Raw genomic sequence first — 733 nt, forward strand, 5'->3', positions numbered from 1 at the left:
TAACTCATAAGTAATTCATGGTATCAAATGGGTTAGCAATGAATAATCATTCATTACGGGCCGGTCGACCTGGGCAAGCTTTCGCCCGTAGCTATTTCTGGTCCGCCCACCAGGACTCGCCGAACTGGCCTTGCAGCCAGCCGACAAAGCCGTTGACCTTGGCCGGCACCAATTGGGGCGAAGGATAAACAGCATGGATTTCCTGCGATGGCAGCACCCAGCCGCTCAGGAGGGGCACCAGAGTACCGCTGCGCACCGACTCATGCGCCACATACCGGGGCAAGGCAGCCACGCCCATACCGCCGCGCGCTGCCACCAGCAGCGCCGAGAGATTGTTCGAGCGCAGCGGCCCACTGACCGAGACCTGACGCGCTTGGCCTTCGGCTCCGTTGAAATGCCAGCGCGCATCGCCTTGCACCGTGCTGTAGATCAGCGCATCGTGCGTGACAAGATCCGCAGGATCGGCCGGCGCACCGCGCTTCTTGATGTATTCGGGCGAGGCCACGACCACCCACGGGTTGATACCCAGGTAACGCGCCCCTAACGTCGAGTCAGCGAGCGGCCCCATCCGGATCGCCACGTCAATGCCTTGCTCAACCAGGTTGACATAACGGTCTTCAAAGTTCAGCTCGATTTGCAATTTGGGGTGCATCTGCATGAAACGCATGACCAGCGGCACCAGCACGCGCCGTCCGAAAGCTACGGAGGTAGTGATTCGCAGGCCGCCCTGGAC

The 733-nt window shown here is 60.4% G+C and carries 1 protein-coding gene; it reads right to left on the reverse strand.

The features are described from left to right. Positions 1-91 precede the first annotated feature (91 nt). A partial coding sequence (locus AC1DWI_RS25255; RefSeq protein WP_477726196.1) for a substrate binding domain-containing protein occupies positions 92-733 on the reverse strand: 642 nt, incomplete at its 5' end.

It is taken from the genome of Polaromonas sp. P3_C2 (genome assembly GCF_056402675.1).